Source organism: Luteimonas sp. WGS1318, assembly GCF_043187535.1.
GTDB lineage: Bacteria > Pseudomonadota > Gammaproteobacteria > Xanthomonadales > Xanthomonadaceae > Luteimonas.
On sequence record NZ_CP171131.1, the window covers coordinates 851213 to 867802 of the forward strand.

19 protein-coding genes are annotated in these 16590 nt (G+C 68.0%); 11 read left to right on the forward strand and 8 right to left on the reverse strand.

Going from position 1 to position 16590, the window contains the following annotated elements; all coding sequences use genetic code 11:
- Positions 1–6 precede the first annotated feature (6 nt).
- Positions 7–351, reverse strand: a complete 345-nt coding sequence (locus tag ACF3M1_RS03745; RefSeq protein ID WP_394004053.1) for a DMT family protein — start codon at positions 349–351, stop codon at positions 7–9.
- Positions 352–490: 139 nt separating this feature from the next.
- On the opposite strand from ACF3M1_RS03745, the gene ACF3M1_RS03750 reads away from it, so the two are divergent.
- From ACF3M1_RS03750 to ACF3M1_RS03770, 5 genes are all read left to right on the forward strand, one after another.
- Positions 491–1204, forward strand: coding sequence for a response regulator transcription factor (locus tag ACF3M1_RS03750; RefSeq protein WP_047137337.1), 714 nt, complete (start codon positions 491–493; stop codon positions 1202–1204).
- Between the two features lie 24 nt (positions 1205–1228).
- On the forward strand, positions 1229–2542 hold the full coding sequence (locus tag ACF3M1_RS03755; protein WP_394004055.1) for a sensor histidine kinase: 1314 nt from the start codon (positions 1229–1231) through the stop codon (positions 2540–2542).
- Between the two features lie 110 nt (positions 2543–2652).
- Positions 2653–4188, forward strand: a complete 1536-nt coding sequence (locus tag ACF3M1_RS03760; RefSeq protein ID WP_394004057.1) for an efflux RND transporter periplasmic adaptor subunit — start codon at positions 2653–2655, stop codon at positions 4186–4188.
- Positions 4185–4886, forward strand: a complete 702-nt coding sequence (locus ACF3M1_RS03765) for an ABC transporter ATP-binding protein (RefSeq protein WP_394004059.1) — start codon at positions 4185–4187, stop codon at positions 4884–4886. The genes ACF3M1_RS03760 and ACF3M1_RS03765 overlap by 4 nt, the downstream gene beginning before the upstream one ends.
- Positions 4887–5056: 170 nt before the next feature.
- Positions 5057–6292: an ABC transporter permease gene (locus ACF3M1_RS03770; protein ID WP_394004061.1), complete on the forward strand. Its 1236-nt coding sequence runs from the start codon at positions 5057–5059 to the stop codon at positions 6290–6292.
- Between the two features lie 67 nt (positions 6293–6359).
- On the opposite strand, the gene ACF3M1_RS03775 is transcribed toward ACF3M1_RS03770, so the two are convergent.
- Positions 6360–7580 (reverse strand): S8 family serine peptidase, encoded by a 1221-nt coding sequence (locus tag ACF3M1_RS03775; protein ID WP_394004063.1) that lies wholly within the window; start codon positions 7578–7580, stop codon positions 6360–6362.
- 508 nt (positions 7581–8088) lie between these two features.
- Positions 8089–8811: an SGNH/GDSL hydrolase family protein gene (locus ACF3M1_RS03780; RefSeq protein ID WP_394005172.1), complete on the reverse strand. Its 723-nt coding sequence runs from the start codon at positions 8809–8811 to the stop codon at positions 8089–8091.
- Between the two features lie 213 nt (positions 8812–9024).
- On the opposite strand from ACF3M1_RS03780, the gene ACF3M1_RS03785 reads away from it, so the two are divergent.
- Genes ACF3M1_RS03785 through ACF3M1_RS03810 form a run of 6 tightly spaced genes read left to right on the forward strand, consistent with a single transcriptional unit; the run spans position 9025 to position 13048 of the window.
- Complete coding sequence (locus ACF3M1_RS03785) at positions 9025–9405, forward strand: diacylglycerol kinase (protein WP_394004065.1); 381 nt, start codon at positions 9025–9027, stop codon at positions 9403–9405.
- A gap of 52 nt (positions 9406–9457) precedes the next feature.
- On the forward strand, positions 9458–10237 hold the full coding sequence (locus tag ACF3M1_RS03790) for a TerC family protein (RefSeq protein ID WP_394004067.1): 780 nt from the start codon (positions 9458–9460) through the stop codon (positions 10235–10237).
- Positions 10238–10241: 4 nt separating this feature from the next.
- Complete coding sequence (gene lgt, locus ACF3M1_RS03795; RefSeq protein WP_394004069.1) at positions 10242–11141, forward strand: prolipoprotein diacylglyceryl transferase; 900 nt, start codon at positions 10242–10244, stop codon at positions 11139–11141.
- Positions 11142–11179: 38 nt separating this feature from the next.
- The gene (locus ACF3M1_RS03800; protein ID WP_394004071.1) at positions 11180–11974 is read left to right on the forward strand and encodes a thymidylate synthase; all 795 of its coding nucleotides are present in this window, start codon (positions 11180–11182) and stop codon (positions 11972–11974) included.
- On the forward strand, positions 11975–12547 hold the full coding sequence (locus ACF3M1_RS03805) for a hypothetical protein (protein ID WP_394004073.1): 573 nt from the start codon (positions 11975–11977) through the stop codon (positions 12545–12547).
- Positions 12548–12553: 6 nt separating this feature from the next.
- Positions 12554–13048 (forward strand): dihydrofolate reductase, encoded by a 495-nt coding sequence (locus ACF3M1_RS03810; RefSeq protein ID WP_394005173.1) that lies wholly within the window; start codon positions 12554–12556, stop codon positions 13046–13048.
- A gap of 52 nt (positions 13049–13100) precedes the next feature.
- Here ACF3M1_RS03810 and ACF3M1_RS03815 read toward each other — a convergent pair whose 3' ends face one another.
- The 5 genes from ACF3M1_RS03815 to pdxA are packed head-to-tail and all read right to left on the reverse strand — an operon-like array spanning position 13101 to position 16545.
- Positions 13101–13952, reverse strand: a complete 852-nt coding sequence (locus ACF3M1_RS03815; RefSeq protein ID WP_394004075.1) for a symmetrical bis(5'-nucleosyl)-tetraphosphatase — start codon at positions 13950–13952, stop codon at positions 13101–13103.
- Positions 13952–14335, reverse strand: coding sequence for a Co2+/Mg2+ efflux protein ApaG (gene apaG / locus ACF3M1_RS03820; RefSeq protein WP_394004077.1), 384 nt, complete (start codon positions 14333–14335; stop codon positions 13952–13954). Before apaG ends, ACF3M1_RS03815 begins: the two co-directional genes overlap by 1 nt.
- Before the next feature lie 38 nt (positions 14336–14373).
- Positions 14374–15195 (reverse strand): 16S rRNA (adenine(1518)-N(6)/adenine(1519)-N(6))-dimethyltransferase RsmA, encoded by an 822-nt coding sequence (gene rsmA, locus ACF3M1_RS03825; protein ID WP_394004079.1) that lies wholly within the window; start codon positions 15193–15195, stop codon positions 14374–14376.
- A gap of 25 nt (positions 15196–15220) precedes the next feature.
- Entirely contained in the window at positions 15221–15568 is a 348-nt protein-coding gene (locus ACF3M1_RS03830) for a tRNA-binding protein (RefSeq protein WP_394004081.1), read from the reverse strand.
- Positions 15565–16545 (reverse strand): 4-hydroxythreonine-4-phosphate dehydrogenase PdxA, encoded by a 981-nt coding sequence (pdxA, locus tag ACF3M1_RS03835; RefSeq protein ID WP_394004083.1) that lies wholly within the window; start codon positions 16543–16545, stop codon positions 15565–15567. The genes ACF3M1_RS03830 and pdxA overlap by 4 nt, the downstream gene beginning before the upstream one ends.
- Positions 16546–16590: the final 45 nt, after the last annotated feature.

The window sequence follows — 16590 nt, forward strand, 5'->3', positions numbered from 1 at the left end:
AGAACGCTACTCGAGGAAGATCAGCCAGGCCGCGACCACGATCAACGCGAACCCCGCCCAGTGGTTCCACTTCAGCGGCTGACCGAGGTACCAGGTCGAGAACCCCGCGAACACCAGCAGGGTGATGACCTCCTGCATGCCCTTGAGCTGCGGCGCCGAGTAGACGGCGGCGCCGATCCGGTTCGCCGGCACCATCAGCATGTACTCGAAAAACGCGATGCCCCAGCTGACGACGATGACCGTCAGGATCGGCACGCTGCGGTACTTCAGATGCCCGTACCAGGCGAACGTCATGAAGAAGTTCGAGCCGATCAGCAGCAGGACGGGGACGAAGCGTTCGTAGCCGTGCATGGGAGGATCCGGAACCGGAGAAAGGGGCGGTCGACAGCCCGCGGATACTGCCTGCGGCCCGCCAGCCTTCACAAGTCCTGCACCGTTCCGGGTCTATCTTCACAAAGATTAATCCACTATGTCAGCCACGGGAGCCGTTATGCGTGCAGGTCAGGAACCAGGGGGGCTCGTCCTCATCGTCGAGGACAACCGCAATATCTCCGAGATGGTGGGCGAATATCTCGAAGGCCGTGGTTTCGAGGTCGACTACGCCGCCGACGGCCTCGACGGCTACCGGCTGGCCACCGAGAACAGCTACGACGTGATCGTGCTCGACCTGATGCTGCCGCGGCTCGACGGCATCGAGGTCTGCAAGCGTCTGCGCGAGGACGCACGCAAGTCGACGCCGGTGCTGATGCTGACCGCGCGCGACACGCTGGACGAGAAGCTGACCGGCCTGAGCTCGGGCGCGGACGACTACCTGACCAAGCCGTTCGCGATCCAGGAACTCGAAGCGCGCCTGCGCGCGCTGATCCGCCGCGAACGTCGCCAGGTCGGCTCGGAAGTGCTGAAGGTCGCCGACCTCGTGCTCGACCCGGCCAGCATGCGCGCCACCCGGGGCGGCACCGAACTGCAGCTCTCGCCGATCGGCATGAAGCTGCTGACGATCCTGATGCGGGAATCGCCCCGCGTGGTGAACCGCCAGGAGATCGAACGCGAGATCTGGGGCAACAGCCTGCCCGACTCCGACACCCTGCGCAGCCACCTCTACAACCTGCGCAAGATCATCGACAAGCCCTACGACAAGCAACTGCTGCACACGGTCCAGAGCGCGGGATACCGGATCGCGGACATCGAGCAGTCGCCGGCCTGAGGCCGGCGCTTTCCGGGCCGTCCGATGCCGCAGGGCCTTCCCAATCGCATCCGCGATGCGTTCACGTTGCAGGCGGTCGTCGCCGGCATCACGTTGATCGTGTGCGTGATGACCGCGGCGCTGATCGGCCGCGAGGTCGTGGCGCGCCAATGGCTGCGCGCCGAGGCCGAGGCCTACTGGCTCGCGCGTGGCACCGACGCGGCCTATCCGCCGCCGTACGGGGTCAACATCCAGGGCTACTTCGTGCCTGCCGATGGCGGCCCCTACGACAGCATCCTGGTCGGCGAGCGGGCCGTCGCCAACCTGATCTGGTTCAAGGGCGCACCGGAGGGCTTCTCCAAGCGGCGTGATACCGAAGGCGTGCTGCTGGTCGACCGTCGTGAGGACGGCACGCTCTATCTGGCCGCCTCGATGTCGCTGTTCGACCGCCTGCTGGCCCTGGCGGCCGGCGGACTGTCGCTGCTGACATTGGCCACCATCTTCATCGTCTCCTGGCTCACCTATCGCACGTCCAAGCGCATGGTGTTGCCGATCCACCATCTGGCCGACGAGGTCGGGCGCTGGAATCCCTCGGGCGACGACGACGGCATTCCCGCGCCGCTGGAGCCGCGCGAGGGCGCCGGGCGCGAGGCCCAGGCGCTGTCGAACGCATTGCACGGGCTGGGCGAACGCATCGCCGCGTTCGTCCGCCGCGAGCGCGAATTCACCCGCGACGCCAGTCACGAACTGCGGACGCCACTGACGGTGATCCGGGTCGCCAGCGACATGATCGCGTCCGACCCGTCGACACCGCCGCACCAGCAGCGCCCGCTGCTGCGCATCCGCCGCGCCAGCCAGGACATGGAAGCGGTGATCGACGCGTTGCTGGTCCTCGCCCGCGAGCGCGGCATCATGCCGCAGAGCGAGATTTTCGACGTGCTCGAGATCGTCGAGGAAGAGGTCGACAAGGTGCGGCCGCTGTTCGACAGCAAGCAGCTCGCGCTGCGGGTCGACGTGCAGGCGCGTCCGAGGCTGGAAGCGCCGCCGCGCGTGCTCGGCGTGATGCTGGGACACCTGTTGCGCAACGCCTGGGCGTTCACCGAACGCGGTGGCGTCGAGATCGTCGTCGACAGCGACCGCATCATCGTCCGCGACACCGGCATCGGCATGTCGCCCGAGGTCCTGCAGCGCGTCTACGACCCGTTTTTCCGCGCCGATCCCTTCAGCCAGGCCGGCAAGGGCATCGGTCTGTCGATCGTGCGGCGTCTCGGCACCCGCTTCGGCTGGCCGGTCGCACTCGAGAGCACGCCCGACGAGGGCACCACGGTCACCATCCTGCTGGCCGAACGCCTGCTCTGAACGCCGGCCCCGGTCACGGCCGGTGGGATGCGAAAAAAGGTCCGATGCCCGTCAACTCGGGCGCGTCGCGTGCGTTAGCTTGATGTGTTGCCCGCCAAGAACCGGACCCCATGTCGACCCGTCCCAAGCCCCGCCGCGGTCTGCCGCGCCTCGTTCCCGTCATCGTCGTGGCCGCGGTCGTCGCCGCCGGCCTGTGGTTCTGGTATCAGCGCGGCGCGGGCAGCGCCGAGGACGCATGGCGCACCACGCCGGTGGAGCGCGGCGACATCCGGGTCGTGATCTCGGCCACGGGCACGCTGAGCGCCACCTCGACCGTGACCGTGGGCAGCCAGATCTCCGGGCTGATCACCGAAGTGCTGGTGGACTTCAACGACACCGTCGAGCAGGGACAGGTGCTGGCCCGGATCGATCCGGCCACCTACCAGGCGCAGATCGAGCAGGGCTCGGCGCAGGTCAGCAGCGCGCGCGCTTCGCTGGCGCAGGCGCAGGCGAGCCTGCGCAATGCGGAACTCGACTACGCGCGCAAATCCGATCTCGTCGAGCAGCAGCTCATCGCCCGCAGCGACGTCGACCTGGCCCGCGCGACGCTGGACCAGGCACGCGCGCAGGCGGCCTCGGCCCAGGCCCAGATCACCCAGCAGACCGCGTCGACCCAGACCTCGCGGATCAACCTCGAACGCACGGTGATCCGTTCGCCGGTCGACGGCACCATCCTGACCCGCTCGATCGAGCCGGGCCAGACCGTCGCCGCCAGCCTGCAGGCGCCGGAGCTGTTCACCATCGCCGAGGACCTGAGCAAGATGCGCATCGAGCTGGCGGTCGACGAGGCCGACATCGGCCAGGTCCGCGAAGGCCAGTCGGTGAGCTTCACTGCCGATGCGTTCAACGACCGCCGGTTCCAGGGCACGGTCGAGCAGGTGCGGCTGGCGGCGACGACGACCAACAACGTCGTCACCTACCCGGTGGTCGTCGCCGTCGACAACGCCGACGGCACCCTGCTGCCCGGGCTCACGGTGAACGCCGAGATCGAAGTCAGCAATCGCGCGGACGTGTTGCGGCTCGCCAATGCCGCGCTGCGCTACCGGCCGGCGGACGCCGACCAGATCGCGGCATCGACGCCCGCCGGTCCCTCGGGTGAGGGTGCCCCGCGGGGCGGCGGACTGATCGACGACCTGACCGCGGCCGCTGCGGCGATGGACCTCGATGCCGAGCAGCAGGCGGCCTTCGAGGCCGCACTGTCGACGATGCGCGAACGCCAGCAGGCCGGCCGCAGCGGCGGCGGGCAGGGTGGCCAGCGGCCGAGTGGATCGGGCGGTCCTCCGCCGGGCATGGGCGGGCCTGGCGGCGGTGGCGGACGCAGCGATCCCGCGGTGCAGGCGCAGATCCGCCAGCGGATGATGGACCGGTTCCAGCAGACCTTCGCCGGCTTCGTCGCGACACTCGACGCCGAGCAGCGGGCGACGTGGACGCGCACGCTCGCCGGCACGGTGGGCGCGACCCGGGTCACCGTGTACCGCCTGGTCGACGGGCGCCGCGAGGCGGTGCAGGTGCGCCTCGGCGCGAGCGACGGCAGCATGACCGAAGTCGCCGGCAACCTGTCCGAGGGCGACCTGATCGTCACCGGCGAACGCGCGGCCGCCCGATGACCGACGCCGTCGACAGCCGGCCGCCGGTCATCGAGACGCGCGCGCTGGGCAAGGTCTATTCGGCCGGCACCGAAGCCGAAGTCGTCGCGCTGCATGCCGTGGACATGCAGATCCGTCATGGCGAGTTCGTGGCGATCATGGGGCCGTCGGGTTCGGGCAAGTCGACGCTGATGAACCTGATCGGCTGCCTCGACACCCCGACGGCGGGCGCCTATTACTGCGACGGCGTCGATGTCGCCACGCTCGATCGCGAGCAGCTGGCCGAACTGCGCCGGGACAAGATCGGCTTCGTGTTCCAGGGCTTCAATCTGCTGCCGCGGATGACCGCGATCGAGAATGTCGCGATGCCGCTGGGGTATGCACGCGTGCCCAACGAGGAGCGCCACGATCGCGCACGCGACGCGCTGGAGGCGGTGGGGCTCGGCAACCGTGGCAGCCACCGGCCGAGTGAGCTGTCGGGCGGTCAGCAGCAGCGCGTGGCGATCGCGCGCGCGCTGATCAACCGGCCGCCGGTGCTGTTGGCCGACGAACCCACCGGTGCGCTGGACACCAAGACCGGTGAGGAGATCCTCGCGCTGTTCAAGCGCCTGCGCGACGACGGACACACCGTGGTGCTGATCACCCACGATCCCGAAGTGGCCTCGCACGCCGACCGCACCTTCGTCATGCGTGACGGTGAACTGCATGAGGAGCCGTGATGGGTGATTCGTGATTCGGAGAGCAGCGGCCCTGTGTTCCTGTGGGGCCCGCACCCCGCGCCGGATCCCCTTTTTTCGAATCACCAATCACCAATCACTAATCACCAATCACGAACTCCATCCACGCCCTTTCCGGATTCCCACCCGATGACCACTGACGGACGATTGCCATGAAATTCTCCGATGTGCTCCGCACCGCGATCTTCGCGCTGCGCGGCAACTGGATGCGCAGCATGCTGACCTCGCTGGGCGTGATCATCGGTATCGCCGCGGTCATCGTCATGGTGTCGGTCGGTCAGGGCACGCAGGCCGAGATCGATCGCATGGTGTCCGGGCTCGGCTCGCAGCGGCTCGACATTTCGCCGGGCTCGCGGCGGACCGGCGGTGGCGCGCGCCAGGCCGGCAGTGCCTTCTACACCCTCACCGAGGGCGATGCCGAGGCGATCCGCGCCGAGATTCCCGAGGTGCAGCTGGTGACCGGCCAGCTGCGCGGCAACAGCCAGGTGGTGTTCGCCGAACGCAACTGGGCGAGCAGTTGGCAGGGCGTACAGCCGGACTTCTTCGAGATCAACGGCTGGACGATGTCCGACGGCGTGGTGTTCGAGCCGCAGGATTACAGTGGGGCCGGCAAGGTGGTGATCCTCGGCGAGACCGTGCGTCGCGAACTGTTCGGCGACGACAGCGGGGTCGGCCAGACCGTCCGCGTCGGGCGCACGCCCTTCACCGTCGTCGGCACGCTGGCGTCGAAAGGACAGGGCGGCTTCGGCCAGGACCAGGACGACGTGATGATGGTGCCGCTGGAGACCGGTCGGCGCCGGCTGCTCGGTGCGACGGGTCTGCCGCCGAGCGCAGTGATGCAGATCGCGCTAACGGTGGCCAACGCCGACGACCTGGGCTATGTGCAGGGCGAGGTCGAGGCCCTGCTGCGCCAGCGCCACCGCATCGCGCCGGGTGCCGAAGACGACTTCAGCGTGCGCAACATTTCCGAGATCGTCGCGACACGGACCGCGACGACGCGGCTGATGTCGCTGCTGCTCGGCGCCGTGGCGACGATTTCGTTGATCGTCGGCGGCATCGGCATCATGAACATCATGCTGGTCTCGGTGACCGAGCGGATCCGTGAAATCGGACTGCGCATGGCTGTCGGCGCCGGGCCGCGCGATGTGCGCCGCCAGTTTCTCGCCGAGGCGATGCTGCTGTCGCTGGGTGGCGGCGTGCTGGGCATCGGCATCGGCATCGCCGGCGCGCTGCTGGTGGGGCGCTTCAGTGATCTGCCGACCGCGCTCAATACCCAGGTGGTGCTGCTGGCCGCGGGCTTCTCCGTCGCCACCGGACTGTTCTTCGGCTACTACCCGGCGCGCAAGGCCTCGGAACTCGATCCGATCGACGCCTTGCGCCAGCAATGAGTGCGCAGTGCCCGATACGGAGAAGGGCGCCCGCAGGCGCCCTTCGGTCCGTCTCGGCGGATCGGGATCAGCGGGTATAGAGCAGACGGTTCGGCGAGCCGGTGCCGATGCCCGTCAACCGGTTGGTCGTGGCATTGGTGTAGAGCCAGTTGCGCACGGTTGCCGGCGAGGCCGACGGATTGTTGGTGAGGTACAGCGCCGCGGCGCCGGCCACGTGCGGCGATGCCATCGAGGTGCCGCTGATGGTGTTCGACGCCGAGGTGCTGGTGGACCAGGCCGAGGTGATCGACGTGCCCGGGGCGAAGATGTTGACGCAGGTGCCGAAGTTCGAGAACGACGAGCGTGCATCCGTCGACGTCGTCGAGCCGACAGTCACCGCATTGGCCACGCGTGCGGGCGAATAGTTGCAGGCATTGGCGTTGTTGTTGCCGGCCGCGACCACCACCGTGACCCCGCTGTTGATCAGATTGTTGGTGGCGTTGTCGGTGGCGGTCGAAGCGCCGCCGCCGAGGCTCATGTTGGCGACCGCCGGCAACACGCGGTTCGCGCGCACCCAGTCGATGCCGGCGATGATCGTCGAGTTGGCGCTGCCGCCGCTGCAGCCGAACACGCGCACCGGCACCAGCCGCACCTGCTTGGCGACGCCCCAGGTGGTGCCGCCGACGGTGCCGGCGACGTGCGTGCCGTGGCCGTTGCAGTCGTTGGTGCCGTTGCCGTCGTTGATCGCCGAATAGCCGGAGAGCAGGCGCGTACCGAACTGCGTGTGGCCGGTGCGGATGCCGCTGTCGATGATGTAGGCGCGCACGTTGGCGGCCAGCGGATCGTAGATGTAGGTGCCGTTCAATGGACGGTCGCGCTGGTCGACGCGGTCCAGGCCCCAGGTGGCCCCGGTCTGCGTGGCGGAGAGCTCGACGTAGCCATCCTCTTCGATGAAGTCCACGCGCGGGTCGTTGAGCAGACGCGCGAGCTTGCGCTCGTCGGCCTGGACCACCATGCCCTGCAACGCGTGGGTGTAGAGCTGGCGCACATCGAGGTCATAGCGCGCCGCGACATCGACGACGGTGCGTTCGACCTCGGCGGCGATCGCAGCATCGGGCGAGGCGGCCAGCGCCTTGTCGAGCCTGCCGGACAGGCGTTCGGAATCCACCCGTTCGCGGATGTCGGCGCTGTTGAAGACGACGATGTATTGCCCGGGGATGGGGTTGTCGGCCTTCTTCAGCTCGCCGGCGAAGGCGGGCGAGGCGAGGGCGGCGGCGAGAGCGAGGGCGAGCAGACGCTTCTGGTTCATCGGAATGTCCTTATCGGATCGGTGGGTACGACAGCGATGGATCGACTGCGGTGGTTCCCCTGTTCCTTGCTGCGCGGCGACGCATGCGTTGCGGCGACCGGACACGCCGACGCTGTGAGCGCGGCGTTGTCCCTGTCAAGACAAACGGGACATTTGATCTTGAATGCACAAAACGCGCGTGCGCTCGGCCACAGTAATGTTCCTGTAATGCCATCGAGCGCGCACTGGGCGGTGGTCATTCCGAGTGGTTTGCTGCAATGCAGCATGAACCCGCGCGGCCTTCATGTAGTTGACCTGCGCTGTCATGGCATCCGGTGAGCGGCCGCAATCGCGTCGCGTTCGCCCCCGGCGTCGACGAAGGTCATGCAGCTGCACTAGGCGTGCGTGCGACGCGCCTAGCGAGCGCAGTACCGCGCTGCCCGGTGCAGTGCCCGAGCGGCCCGAGACTGGCGCCGACTGCCGCGTCGCTGGACGCCGGCGCGGGTCCGATGCGCCGCCGGGCAGGCGGTCAGCGCACCAGATACGGCGCGATGATCTCGCGCCACAGCGCGTAACCATCTGCATTCATATGCAGACGGTCGGCGATGAAGAGCGATTCGCGGGGCACCCCGTCCGCATCCAGCATCGGCGTGAATACGTCGATGTAGGCGACGTTGCGCTGACCTGCGGCCCAGGTGCGCAGCGCGTCGTTGGTCGCCCGCTGAACCGTCAGCAGGTTGGCGCGCGACGGGCTGGGCTTGATCCCCAGCAGCGCGATCTGGGTGCCCGGCAGCGCGGCGTGGACCCGCGTGACGAACGCCCGGGTATCGGCGACCACCTGTGCCGGCGAGCGGCCCGCGTGGGTGTCGTTGTCGCCCGCGTACAGCACGATCTGGCGAGGCCGGTAGCGCAGCGCGATCTCGTCCGCGTACCAGACCGAGTCCCGGACCTGGGAACCGCCGAAGCCGCGATTGAGGACCGGCACCTCGGGGAAGTCGCGGGCCAGCGTGTCCCACATCCGCACCGACGAACTGCCGGTGAAGACGATCGGCCGTTCGGGGGGTGGCTGCGCCGCATCCTCGGCTGCGAAGCGCGCCATGTCGGCCGCCCATTCGGGCGACGAGACCGGATCGAGGCCGGCGGTGGGGTCGATATGCGCCCGGGGGCCCGGGGCGGTGCAGGCCGCGACGGCCAGCAGGGCGGTCCACAGCAGGGCGGTCGAACGGAGGGCGAGGCGCACGCGGTGCTCCAGGGCTCGGAAAGCGGCCGGTCAGTCAAGCAGCCCGGGCGGGACGATGCAAACCCCGCAGGTGGCCGGAGCGGATGTGTCAGAATCCACCGGCCCCATCCGCTGCTCCCGAATTCCGGCCCCATGCCCTCGACCGCTCCGTGGTCCGCGTTCCGATGCCGTCCGGCGCGCGTCCTGCCGCTGCGCGCGCTGTCCGCGTGTCGGAGGGCGTGACCCATGGCCGACGAGACCGGACATTGGCCACGCGGGCCGGCGCGGATGCTGAAGGCGACCATCTGGTCGTTCCAGGGCCTGCGCGCGGCCTGGCTGCACGAGTCCTCGTTCCGTCTCGAGGTCTGCCTGCTGGCCGTGCTGGCGCCGCTGGCGCTGTGGCTCGGCGACACCGGCGTGGAGCGCGCGCTGCTGCTCGGCAGCTGTCTGCTTGTGCTCGCCGTGGAGCTGCTGAATTCGGCGATCGAAGCGGTGATCGAGCGTTACGGCCCCGAGCACCATGAACTCGCCGGACGGGCGAAGGACATGGGCTCGGCCGCGGTGTTCGTCACCATGCTCAACGTATTGGCGGTGTGGGGGTTGATCCTCTTGCCGCGCCTGCTGTGAACCGGGTGGCCTGCGCCGCGCCGACGACATTTCAATCGAGGATGTGTGTCCCATGATGGAGCTTCTGACCGATCCGCAGGTCTGGATCCTGCTGATCACCCTCAGCGCGATCGAGATCGTGCTGGGCATCGACAATCTGGTGTTCATCTCGATCGCGGTCGCCAAGCTGCCGGTCGAGAAGCGCGAGTTCGCACGCAAGTTCGGCATCGCGGTCGCCTGCATCACGCGCATCCTGCTGCTGCTCACGCTGGCGTGGTTGGCCCGGCTGACGGATCCGCTGTTCGAGGTGTTCGGCCGCGGCATCTCGGTGCGCGACCTGATCCTGATCCTCGGCGGCCTGTTCCTGGTCGTGAAGGGCGCGATGGAGATCCGCGAGCAGGTCAAGGGCGAGGATCCCGAAGCGCATGGCGCCACCGGCAAGGCGGTGGCCTCGTTCGGCACCGTGATCGCGCAGATCGCGGTGATCGACATCGTGTTCTCGCTCGACTCGGTGATCGCGGCGGTCGGCATGGCCGGCGACTACATCCCGGTGATGGTCGCCGCGATCCTGATCGCGGTCACGGTGATGCTGCTGGCGGCGCAGCCGCTGGGCCGGTTCATCGATGCGAATCCGACGGTCAAGATGCTGGCGCTGGCCTTCATCGTGCTGATCGGTGTGTACCTGATGCTCGACGGCATCGGCATCCACATCCCGCGCGGCTACATCTACGGGTCGATGGGCTTCTCGGCTGCGGTCGAGCTGCTCAACCTGTGGGCCAAGCGCAACGCGATGCGCGTACGCGGCGAGCCGACCCCGCCGGTCGACGCGCCCACCCACCCGCTGCCGCGCTGATCCGATGACGATTCTCCACCAGATCGATCCGATCGCCGTCCACTTCCCGCAGGTGGGTCCGTTCCAGCCGTCGATCCACTGGTACGGCCTGATGTACCTGCTGGCGTTCGGCGTGGCCTGGCTGCTCGGACGCAGCCGGATCCGCGCCGGCCGGCTGCCGGGCGTCAGCGTCGACCAGTTCGGCGACCTGCTGTTCTACGGCATCCTCGGCGTGATCCTCGGTGGCCGCGTGGGCTACGTCCTGTTCTATGCCTTCGGCGATCTGCTGCGCGATCCGCTGATGCTGATCAAGGTCTGGGACGGCGGGATGAGCTTCCACGGCGGCCTGCTCGGCGTGCTGGTCGCGGCCTGGTGGTGGACGCGCAAGCAGGGCCTGCACTTCTTCGACGTCATGGATTTCGTCGCGCCGTGGGTGCCGCCGGGTCTGGGCTTCGGCCGCCTCGGCAATTACATCGGCGCCGAGCTGTGGGGCAAGTACACGCAGGCCGGCTGGGGCGTGGTGTTCCCGACCGATCCCGCGTTCCGCGGCTGGTCTGCGGAACGTTTGCAGAGCGAGTTCGCGACCGGCGCGCTGGACCAATTCGCGCGCCATCCCTCGCAGCTCTATCAGGCGTTTCTCGAAGGCCTGGTGATGTTCGTCGTGCTGTGGTGGTTCTCGCGCAAGCCGCGGCCGCGCTATGCGGTGTCGGGCCTGTTCGCGCTGCTGTACGGCGTGTTCCGGTTCATCGTCGAGTTCGTGCGTGTGCCCGATGCCGAGCTCGGCTATCTGGCGTTCGGCTGGCTGACGATGGGTCAGGTGCTGTCGCTGCCGCTGATCGCGCTGGGCCTGTTCCTGCTGTGGAAGTCGCGCACGGCGCCGACGCTGCAGCCGGTGCCGCCCGCGGCCACCGTCGACACGAAGTAAGCGATGCACGCATCGCTCCGATTGAACCGGAGATCGCGATGAAGCAGTACCTCGATCTGCTGCAGCACGTGCTCGAGCACGGCGCGGAGAAGTCCGACCGCACCGGCACCGGCACGCGCAGCGTGTTCGGCTGGCAGATGCGTTACGACCTCAACGCCGGCTTCCCGCTGGTGACGACCAAGAAGCTGCATCTGCGCTCGATCATCCACGAGCTGCTGTGGTTCCTGCAGGGCGACACCAACGTCGCCTACCTGCGCGACAACAGGGTCAGCATCTGGGACGAATGGGCCGATGCCGACGGCGAACTGGGCCCGGTCTACGGCAAGCAGTGGCGGCGCTGGACGACGGCCGATGGCCGCACGATCGACCAGATCCAGTGGCTGGTCGACGAGATCCGCCGCAATCCCGATTCGCGTCGTCTGGTGGTCAGCGCCTGGAACGTCGGCGAGCTGTCGGAGATGGCGTTGATGCCCTGCCACGCGCTGTTCCAGTTCTACGTCGTTGACGGCAAGCTCAGCTGCCAGCTTTATCAACGCAGCGGCGACATCTTCCTCGGTGTGCCGTTCAACATCGCCAGCTACGCGTTGCTGACCCACATGGTGGCGCAGGTGTGCGGGCTGGGCGTCGGCGATTTCGTGCACACGCTGGGCGATGCGCATCTGTATTCGAACCACTACGACCAGGCGCGCGAGCAGCTGACGCGCACGCCGCGCGCGCTGCCGGCGTTGCGGCTCAATCCGGACGTCACCGATCTGTTCGGGTTCCGCTTCGAGGACATCGCGATCGAGGGCTACGATCCGGCGCCTGCGATCAAGGCGCCGATCGCGGTTTAGATGTCAACCATCAAGGAAACCTCTATGCAGATGGGTCGCAGTGCACTGCTATTGATAGTTGCGTTGGCTTCAGCAAGTGGGCATGCCTATGCTGGCAGCGTTCGAGGCCCCGTGGGGGTGCTGGAGCTGCCGGGTGAAATTGTCGCTTCGGTAGCGCCGTCCAACCTCGCGCATCCCAATATCGAGGTGAGCGCGGTGATCACGCTTGTGAATGCGCAGTCGGAGATTCTGGACCAGACCAGCGTGCAGATGAGTTGTGTGCCGGCGATTGGTCAACTGGGCTCGGAAAAGGGCATTGAGCGGCTGGCAGCGATCACGCTGCAGATGGACGGATCGCTGAAGCTGGATAAGACCGGTGAGTGGATTGAATTCGATTCAATTCGCGCCTACCGCACCGATGCATCGCGCGCGCAAAACTCCCACTTGACGCAGTGGATGATTCCGCGCGGCGACAGGGTCGCTTGGATCAAGTTCGACCGTCCGCGAGAGTCGCCGATGGAGCAGGCCGTGCTCAGCGCTATCGGCGCTATGCAGATCACGTGTGGCGCGGTCGACTCAGACGGCGATGGGTGATTGATGATTACGATTGGGATGATCGCAGCGTTGGATCGTCAGCGCGGCATCGGCGTCGGTAATGCACTTCCCTGGCGGCTGCCTGATGATCTGCAACGCTTCAAAGCGTTGACGTTGGGAAAAACCATCTTGATGGGGCGCAAGACCGCCGAGTCCCTTGGGCGGGCTTTGCCCGGACGTCGTAACCTCGTGCTTACGCGTTCTGACGCAGCCCCCTTCACTGGCATGGAGCCAGTGGCATCAGTAGAGGCTGCGCTGGCAATGGTTAGCGATGAAGGTGCGAAGGAGCTCTGTGTGATCGGCGGAGGTGAGATATACCGCTTGCTCTTGCCCCAGGCAGATGTTCTTCATCTGACCCATGTCGACACCGTCGTCGACGCGACGGATGCGTTCTTCCCCGAGTGGAATGCCGCCGAGTGGCGCGAAGTCTCGCGGACCGTGCATGCGGCGGATGCGCGCCATGCGCATGCTTTTGATTTCGTCGAGTACCGTCGCGCCTGATCAGTAGCTGGCCCAGAACAAGCAGCGCGACGCAGACGATCAGCGCGCCGGATCAGGCTGGCAGCTTGCGCGGCGGCAGGTCGGACACGTCGCGCCCCGCCACCTGCACCACATGCAGGCTGTCGGCATCGAGCTGCAACGCGGTGAGCTTCCCACCCCAGACCGCGCCGGTATCGATCGCGTGGACTCCGTGGCCGATGAACAGGCCGAGCGTCGACCAGTGCCCGCAGACGATCTTCAGATCGCGCTCGGCGCGTCCGGGCACTTCGTACCACGGGTAGAGGCCGGGCTGCTGGGTGCCGGGTGGCCCCTTTTCCTCGAATGCGATCCGGCCCTTGGGCGCGCAGTAGCGCATGCGGGTGAAGATGTTGATGATCGCGCGGTCGCGGTCCGGGCCGGCGAGATTCGGCGACCACGCCGGCCGATCGCCGTACATGTTGCGCAGCAGCTTGCGGTAACCGCCGCTGCGCAGCTTGTGTTCGATCTCGCCCGCATGCTTCCGCGCGAGCTCCGTGGTCCAGCGCGGGGCCAGACCTGCATGCAGCATCATCCAGCCGAGATCGCGATCGATGTGCAGCAGGGGGCAGGTGCGCAGCCAGTCGAGCAGCACGTCGCGGTCGTGGGCGAACAGCACGCCCTGCAGGTCGGCATTGACCTTGCGCTGGTCTTCCTCCCGCCGCTCGGCGATCGCGAGCAGCGACAGATCGTGGTTGCCGAGCACACTGACGACGTTCTCGCGCAGCGAGTGCACCAGGCGGAGCGTCTCGATCGATTCGCCGCCGCGGTTGACCAGATCGCCACAGAACCAGAGCCGGTCTTTGGCCGGATCGAAGCGGATCGCGTCGAGCAGACGCCGGGTCGGGTCGTAGCAGCCCTGCAGGTCGCCGATCGCCCAGATCGCCATCAGTGCAGGGTTCGCGGGACGGACAGCGTGAACGGCGGAATCGGCGCATCGAAGTGCGCGCCGTCGTCGCCGATCATGTCGTAGCTGCCTTCCATCGTGCCGACCGCCGTGGCCAGCACGGCGCCCGAGGTGTAGGTGAAATCCTCGCCGGGCTCCAGCCGCGGCTGCTCGCCGACCACGCCGTCACCGCGCACTTCCTCCACGCGCCCGTTGGCGTCGGTGATGATCCAGTGGCGCGAGACCAGCTGCGCCGGCAGGCGGCCGACGTTGCGGATCCGGATCGTGTAGGCGAACACGTACCGGTCGTCGTCGGGCTTGGATTCCTCGTCGAGGAAGCGCGTCGCGATCTGGATCTCGAGGGTGTAGTCGGCGGTCTCGTCCATGGCCGGACCAGTGTAGCGGGATGGCATGAACGCTTCGACTACTCGTCGCCTGCTTCGGTGGGTGCGGTGTTGGCCAGACGCACGAAATCCGCGACCGCGAGCTGCTCGGCACGCGTCTGCGGATCGATGCCGGCGGCGGTGATCGCGTCGGCATCCACGACGCCGCCGAGTGCGTTGCGCAGCGTCTTGCGCCGCTGGCCGAATGCCGCGCGCACGATCGCGGCGAAGCGCGCGGGATCGTCGATGCCGATCGTGCCCTCGGCGCGCGGTCGCAGGCGCACGACCGCCGAATCGACCTTCGGCGGCGGACGGAACGCGCCCGGACCGACGGTGAACAGCGCGGTGACCTCGCAATAGGCCTGCAGCATCACGCTCAGCCGGCCGTAGACCTTGCTGCCGGGGCCGGATGCCATGCGCTCGACGACTTCCTTCTGCAGCATGAAGTGCATGTCGACGATGGCCGGCGCGTGGGCCAGCGCGTGGAACAGGATCGGCGACGACAGGTTGTAGGGCAGGTTGCCGACCAGCCGGATCGGCGTGCCCGCGGCGAGCGCGGTCAGGTCGACGTCGAGCACGTTGGCGTGCACCAGGGTCAGCGCGCCGTGCGCGGTAGCCTGCGCGGTCAACGGCTCGAGCAGATCGCGGTCGAATTCGATCGCGGTCAGTGCGCCGTGCCGATCGAGCAGCGGGAACGTCATCGCGCCCTGGCCGGGGCCGATCTCGACGATGTGCTCGCCGGGCTTGGGCGCGATCGCCAGGACGATGCGATCCACGACGCCGCGCTCATGCAGAAAATTCTGGCCCAGCGATTTCTTCGGCGGTTCGGTGAAGGCGCCGGGGCGGGGCGGGTGTCGGCTCATGGTCGGACGTCGCTCGAGGTTCGGGTCACAGCAGACGCGTGCCGGGTGCGATGTCCCCGTCGGGCACGCACAGGCGCACGGCGCCGTCGGCATCGTGGAAGCCGGTGATCAGGCATTCGGACATCAGCGGACCGATCTGCTTGGGCGGAAAATTCACCACGCCGACCACCAGGCGGCCGACCAGGGTGTCGGGCGCGTAGTGCTCGGTGATCTGCGCGCTCGATTTGCGCAGGCCGACGTCCGGGCCGAAGTCCACGTGCAGCACATAGGCAGGCCGACGGGCCGCAGGAAACAGCTCGGCGGCGACCACACGGCCGACGCGCAGGTCGACCCGCATGAAATCGGCCCAGTCGATCGTCGGCGCGTCACTCATCGGGCCGCCCGGCGATGTCGCGCGAGCGCCGCGCACTGGTCGATCGCGGCGAACAGGCTCGACGGATCGGCACGGCCGGTGCCGGCCAGTTCGAGCGCCGTGCCGTGGTCGACCGCGACGCGCGGATACGGCAGGCCGAGGGTCAGGTTCACCGCCGATTCGAAGCCGCTGTATTTCAGCACCGGCAGGCCCTGGTCGTGATACATCGCCAGCACCGCGTCCACCTCGCGCAGGCGGGCCGGCAGGAAAGCGGTATCGGCAGGCAGCGGGCCGTCGAGATGCAGGCCGTCCCGGCGCAGCCGTTCGAGCGTGGGTGTGATCGTCTCGATTTCTTCGCGGCCCAAATGGCCGTCCTCGCCCGCATGCGGGTTGAGGCCGAGCACGGCGATGCGCGGGTGCGCGAGGCCGAAATCACGACGCAACGCGCTGTCGAGGATCCGCAGCACCGCCTCGAGCACGTCCGCGGTCACCGCATCTGGCACCGCACGCAGCGGCAGGTGGGTCGTCGCCAGTGCGACCCGCAGCGTCGGGTTGGCGAGCATCATGACGACGTTGCACCCGGCGTCGTCGGCCAGCAGTTCGGTGGTGCCGGTGTAGGGCACGCCACCGGCATTGATCGCCGCCTTGTGCACCGGCCCGGTGACCATGCCCTCGAAGCGACCGTCGCGGCAGCCGTGGGCCGCGTGCAGCAGCGCCGCGATGACGCCGCGTGCGTTCGCAGGTTCGGGGGTGCCGAACGCCGCGGTGACCGCAAGGGGCTGATCGATGAGTCGCAAAGTGCCGGGGGGGACCGACGCCGCGTCGGCATCGGCGAACGCCAGCGCCCGGCCGATCGCAGCGGCGGCGCGCTGGAGCACGGTGCGGTCGCCGATGACGACGAGATCCGCATCGGCATCGTGCCAGGCGGCACGGACGCACAGTTCAGGCCCGATACCCGCGGGTTCGCCGGGCACCAGTGCCAGCCGGGGGCGGCTCACGGTGACAGGGACCGCGACACCCGACGCGCGGCGCCGGGCGGAATG

Excerpts from the sequence above, each read along its gene's own strand:
- apaG (WP_394004077.1), bottom strand. The coding sequence starts at position 14,335 with ATGGACGAGACCGCCGACTACACCCTCGAGATCCAGATCGCGACGCGC.
- ACF3M1_RS03815 (WP_394004075.1), bottom strand. The coding sequence starts at position 13,952 with ATGGCGATCTGGGCGATCGGCGACCTGCAGGGCTGCTACGACCCGACC.
- ACF3M1_RS03790 (WP_394004067.1), top strand. The coding sequence starts at position 9,458 with ATGATGGAGCTTCTGACCGATCCGCAGGTCTGGATCCTGCTGATCACC.
- ACF3M1_RS03830 (WP_394004081.1), bottom strand. The coding sequence starts at position 15,568 with ATGAGTGACGCGCCGACGATCGACTGGGCCGATTTCATGCGGGTCGAC.
- ACF3M1_RS03770 (WP_394004061.1), top strand. The coding sequence starts at position 5,057 with ATGAAATTCTCCGATGTGCTCCGCACCGCGATCTTCGCGCTGCGCGGC.
- ACF3M1_RS03765 (WP_394004059.1), top strand. The coding sequence starts at position 4,185 with ATGACCGACGCCGTCGACAGCCGGCCGCCGGTCATCGAGACGCGCGCG.
- ACF3M1_RS03750 (WP_047137337.1), top strand. The coding sequence starts at position 491 with ATGCGTGCAGGTCAGGAACCAGGGGGGCTCGTCCTCATCGTCGAGGAC.
- ACF3M1_RS03775 (WP_394004063.1), bottom strand. The coding sequence starts at position 7,580 with ATGAACCAGAAGCGTCTGCTCGCCCTCGCTCTCGCCGCCGCCCTCGCC.
- ACF3M1_RS03745 (WP_394004053.1), bottom strand. The coding sequence starts at position 351 with ATGCACGGCTACGAACGCTTCGTCCCCGTCCTGCTGCTGATCGGCTCG.
- rsmA (WP_394004079.1), bottom strand. The coding sequence starts at position 15,195 with ATGAGCCGACACCCGCCCCGCCCCGGCGCCTTCACCGAACCGCCGAAG.
- ACF3M1_RS03755 (WP_394004055.1), top strand. The coding sequence starts at position 1,229 with ATGCCGCAGGGCCTTCCCAATCGCATCCGCGATGCGTTCACGTTGCAG.
- ACF3M1_RS03785 (WP_394004065.1), top strand. The coding sequence starts at position 9,025 with ATGGCCGACGAGACCGGACATTGGCCACGCGGGCCGGCGCGGATGCTG.
- lgt (WP_394004069.1), top strand. The coding sequence starts at position 10,242 with ATGACGATTCTCCACCAGATCGATCCGATCGCCGTCCACTTCCCGCAG.
- ACF3M1_RS03800 (WP_394004071.1), top strand. The coding sequence starts at position 11,180 with ATGAAGCAGTACCTCGATCTGCTGCAGCACGTGCTCGAGCACGGCGCG.
- ACF3M1_RS03760 (WP_394004057.1), top strand. The coding sequence starts at position 2,653 with ATGTCGACCCGTCCCAAGCCCCGCCGCGGTCTGCCGCGCCTCGTTCCC.
- ACF3M1_RS03805 (WP_394004073.1), top strand. The coding sequence starts at position 11,975 with ATGTCAACCATCAAGGAAACCTCTATGCAGATGGGTCGCAGTGCACTG.